Genomic DNA, 3,505 nt, shown 5'->3' on the forward strand with positions numbered 1-3,505 from the left:
TCGAGGGCGAGACGCATGAGTAATGACGTCCGCGGAGACGCGCCGCCAGATGGGGCGTGCGACAGTCACGTCCACGTGTTCCACGGCTCGGTCGACGCGGCGATCGACCGCCCCACTCCGAATCTACTCCTGGCGTCACTGGACCAGCTCGGATTCGACCGCGCCGTCGTCGTCTCTTCTGCCATCCCCGGGACTGCCGGATCGGGGAACGCGGCAACCGCGCGGGTGCTCTCGCTGGCACCGGAGCGTCTGCGTGGTATTGCGCTGCTGTCCGAGTCGAGCGAGCGTGAGCAGATCGAGCTGCTCGGTACGCAAGGTTTCGTCGGCGCGCGCTTCTCCTATATGGACCTAGACGCCCTCCGTGCCGGGCGTCCTATGGGGCCGCGTGTGGATCGGCCGCGAGCTTTGACGCAGATGGCGACGGTGATGCGTGAGATTGGTTGGCAGGCGCACATCTTTGGCACCTGCTCCCAGATCGTGGCGGAGACCGGCTTCCTGGCCACGTTGCAGGTTCCTGTCGTGATCGATCACATGGGTTGGCTTTCGGACACCAGTCCTCGAGGAGCGACATTTCGCGAGTTCGTCGCCGCGGTGAAGGCCGAGGGATGGTGGGTGAAGCTGTCTGCGCTTCGCAACGGTCCGATCGGAGCACTGGACTCGGTCAGACCCTTCCATGATGCTCTGCTTGAGGCGGCCCCCGATCGAATGATCTGGGGTAGTGACTGGCCGTTCGTGGGTATGCCTGGCGGCTCGACATCCAGTCGCATTCTGTATGACCAGTTCGCAAGATGGACCCCTGATGCCGATTTGCTACACGCCGTACTGGTCACTAATCCCGCCGAGCTCTTCGGCTTCTGATGGCTCAGGGAAACTCTCGGGCGGTACAAACACCGTGTCGTCGGCCCGTCCAAACCGCTGACTTCGCGGTTCAACGGTTCTGTGTCTCAAACTCAGCTGTCGCGATCGGAAGGCCCAATGGTCACCTGCCCGCCTGTTGACAGAAAATATTGGTCGCTGATACGTTAACCAAAATTGTATCCAATGATTGGGCACGGGTTCGATGTCTCGCCGCTCGCATCGTCGCGGAACTGATGCGCAATTGGCTGTGACCGTCACCTCGTGCTCGAGCAGGGAATATGACTTCTGTCGTCGAGAGGAAAATCGTGGATCTGGAGCTGGCAGGCAAGGCATTCATCGTGACCGGTGGGTCGACGGGGCTCGGACTTGCCGGAGCGCAAGCCCTCGTCGAAGAAGGTGCCAACGTCGTGGTGGTTGGTCGTGATCCTGATCGCCTCAGCACGGCCGTGGACTCGCTCGGCGATTCTGCCCGTGGTGTCGACGGCGACCTGAGCCAGGCCGCGACGATCGCGAACGCCATCTCTGTGGCGAAGTCAGAGTTCGGACGCCTTGATGGCGCATTCATCAGCTACGGGGGACCGCCGGCTGGTGGCGCCGAGACGTTCAGTGACGAAGACCTCCTTCTCAGCATGCAGCTGGTGGCGTTGAACCCGATCAGGGTCGCGCGGGAGGTGGCGAGCGAGCTGACCGAGGGTGGATCGATTCTCGTCCTCAGTTCGTCGACCGCCAAGGAAGTCACCGTCGGCATGACAGGTTCCAACATCGCACGTCCTGGATTGGAGGCGTACGCCAAGGAGCTGGCGACAGTTGTCGGCCCGAGGGGCGTCCGAGTCAACGTGATCGTCCCAGGCATCTATGCGACCGAGAGACTCGCGTACCTCGACGCTGCCCGAGGGTTCTCAGGGGCTGAGCGAGAGGCGCCGCGGGTGCCTCTGCGACGACTCGGTGAGCCGATCGAGCTCGGGCGGGTGGCAGCCTTCCTCCTGTCCAACGCGGCCTCGTACGTGAACGGTGCGAGCGTCACGGTCGACGGCGGCCGTCGCAACACGCTGTGAACAGCACACTGGCCGCATTGTCCGAGGCGACCACATCGACGGGTGCCAACCATGGCCAGTGACTCGGCACTGCCGCTGGAAGGCACGATCGTTGCGGACTTCACCCGGGTCCTCGCGGGACCGTTGGCGAGTATGACTCTTGCGGATCTGGGTGCCACCGTCATCAAGGTGGAGGAGCCCGGCGGCGGCGACGGGACACGCGGCTGGGGTCCGCCGTACTCCTCTACCGGCGCGACGTACTTCGAGGCGGTCAACCGGAGCAAGCAGTCCATCGTCTTGGACCTCAAATCCCCGGAAGGCAGACGGTTGGCCAGGGAACTGTGCCACAGGGCCGACGTGGTGATGGAAAACTTCCGCTCGGGGGTGATGGACCGCCTCGGCCTGGGCTACGACTCCGTCAGGGCATCGAATCCCAACGTCGTCTACTGCTCCATCACCGCATTCGGCTCCGGGGAGGGTGCCAATCTTCCCGGCTTCGATTTCGCAGTCCAGGCGATGAGCGGCCTGATGTCGATCACGGGTCATCCCGACGGTGAGCCGACGAAGGTCGGTGTCGCCATCGTCGATGTCCTCGCTGGTAAGGACGCCACGATCGGAATACTTGCGGCCCTGCGGAAGCGGGACCTGTCGGGAGAGGGCACTCGACTCGAGGTCTCCTTGCTGGCAAGCATTCTTCAGGGGATGGCAAACCAGACGCAGGCAGTCATCGGAGCCGGTGTGACGCCGCACCGACTGGGCAACGTGCACCCCTCAGTGGTTCCGTACCAACCCTTCAAGTGCGCTGACGACTACATCGCCGTTGCAAGCGGCACCGAAAAGCAGTTCATCGCATTGTGCGTGGAGCTCGGCCTCCCTGACCTCCCGGGTGATCCGCGATTTGCGGACAACCAGGCCAGGGTCGCCCACCAGAAAGAACTGGAAGTCGTTCTCTCCGCCGTGATGCGGGATCATTCAGCAGCCGACCTGGTCGATCGACTCATGGCTCGCGGTGTTCCCGCTTCGAAGATCGCCAACATCGCGGAAGCGCTGGAGCGCGCTGACGAGCTCGGTCTCGACGTCGTGACGAACGTGCCGTCGTCGCGGGGCCCCATCGCGCAGGTGCGGCACCCGGTGCGCTACTCCAGCCAGGTCGTGGCGCCCATGAGTGCTCCACCCGAACTCGACGCACAGGGCGCCGAGGTGCGTGCTTGGTTGAACCAGGTTTGGCCAGAGAGGGAAGCTCGTGAAGCTTGAGAACTACGTCGCCGGGTGGCGGCCGTCCGTCAGCGGGGCAACCGCTCAGAGGTCGAATCCGTCAGATTCGACGGTAGTCGTCGGCACCTTTCAGGAATCGACTGAGGTCGATGTCGATGATGCTGTCTCGGCGGCGGCGGAGGCACTTCCGAGATGGTCCGCCACTCCGATCTCGGTTCGTGCAGCGATTCTCTCCCGGGCCGCGATCATCATGCGTTCGCGCAGTGAAGAGATTGGCCGGTGCCTGTCCGTCGAAGAGGGCAAACCGCTCGCGGAGGGTGTCGGAGAAGTCCAGAGGGCCGCCGACACGTTTGACTACAGCGCATCCTTCGCCAAGCGTTCGGTTGGGTTGGTCATTC

Annotated in this window: 4 protein-coding genes; all 4 read left to right on the forward strand. The window is 63.5% G+C overall.

Annotated elements, in window-relative coordinates; genetic code table 11:
* Nucleotides 1-15: 15 nt before the first annotated feature.
* Nucleotides 16-858 carry an amidohydrolase family protein gene (locus tag ABD127_RS18920; protein WP_344204453.1) on the forward strand — a complete coding sequence of 281 codons (843 nt, stop codon included), beginning with the start codon at nt 16-18 and terminating at the stop codon, nt 856-858.
* A 278-nt stretch (nt 859-1,136) separates the two neighbouring features.
* Complete coding sequence (locus ABD127_RS18925; protein WP_344204456.1) at nt 1,137-1,913, forward strand: SDR family oxidoreductase; 777 nt, start codon at nt 1,137-1,139, stop codon at nt 1,911-1,913.
* A 51-nt stretch (nt 1,914-1,964) separates the two neighbouring features.
* Nucleotides 1,965-3,146 (forward strand): CaiB/BaiF CoA transferase family protein, encoded by a 1,182-nt coding sequence (locus tag ABD127_RS18930; RefSeq protein ID WP_344204459.1) that lies wholly within the window; start codon nt 1,965-1,967, stop codon nt 3,144-3,146.
* A partial coding sequence (locus ABD127_RS18935; protein WP_344204462.1) for an aldehyde dehydrogenase family protein occupies nt 3,136-3,505 on the forward strand: 370 nt, incomplete at its 3' end. The genes ABD127_RS18930 and ABD127_RS18935, both read left to right, overlap by 11 nt.

The sequence above is a fragment of the Aeromicrobium alkaliterrae genome, assembly GCF_039529015.1.
Lineage (GTDB): Bacteria > Actinomycetota > Actinomycetes > Propionibacteriales > Nocardioidaceae > Aeromicrobium > Aeromicrobium alkaliterrae.

Excerpts from the sequence above, each read along its gene's own strand:
- ABD127_RS18920 (WP_344204453.1), top strand. The coding sequence starts at position 16 with ATGAGTAATGACGTCCGCGGAGACGCGCCGCCAGATGGGGCGTGCGAC.
- ABD127_RS18925 (WP_344204456.1), top strand. The coding sequence starts at position 1,137 with ATGACTTCTGTCGTCGAGAGGAAAATCGTGGATCTGGAGCTGGCAGGC.
- ABD127_RS18930 (WP_344204459.1), top strand. The coding sequence starts at position 1,965 with ATGGCCAGTGACTCGGCACTGCCGCTGGAAGGCACGATCGTTGCGGAC.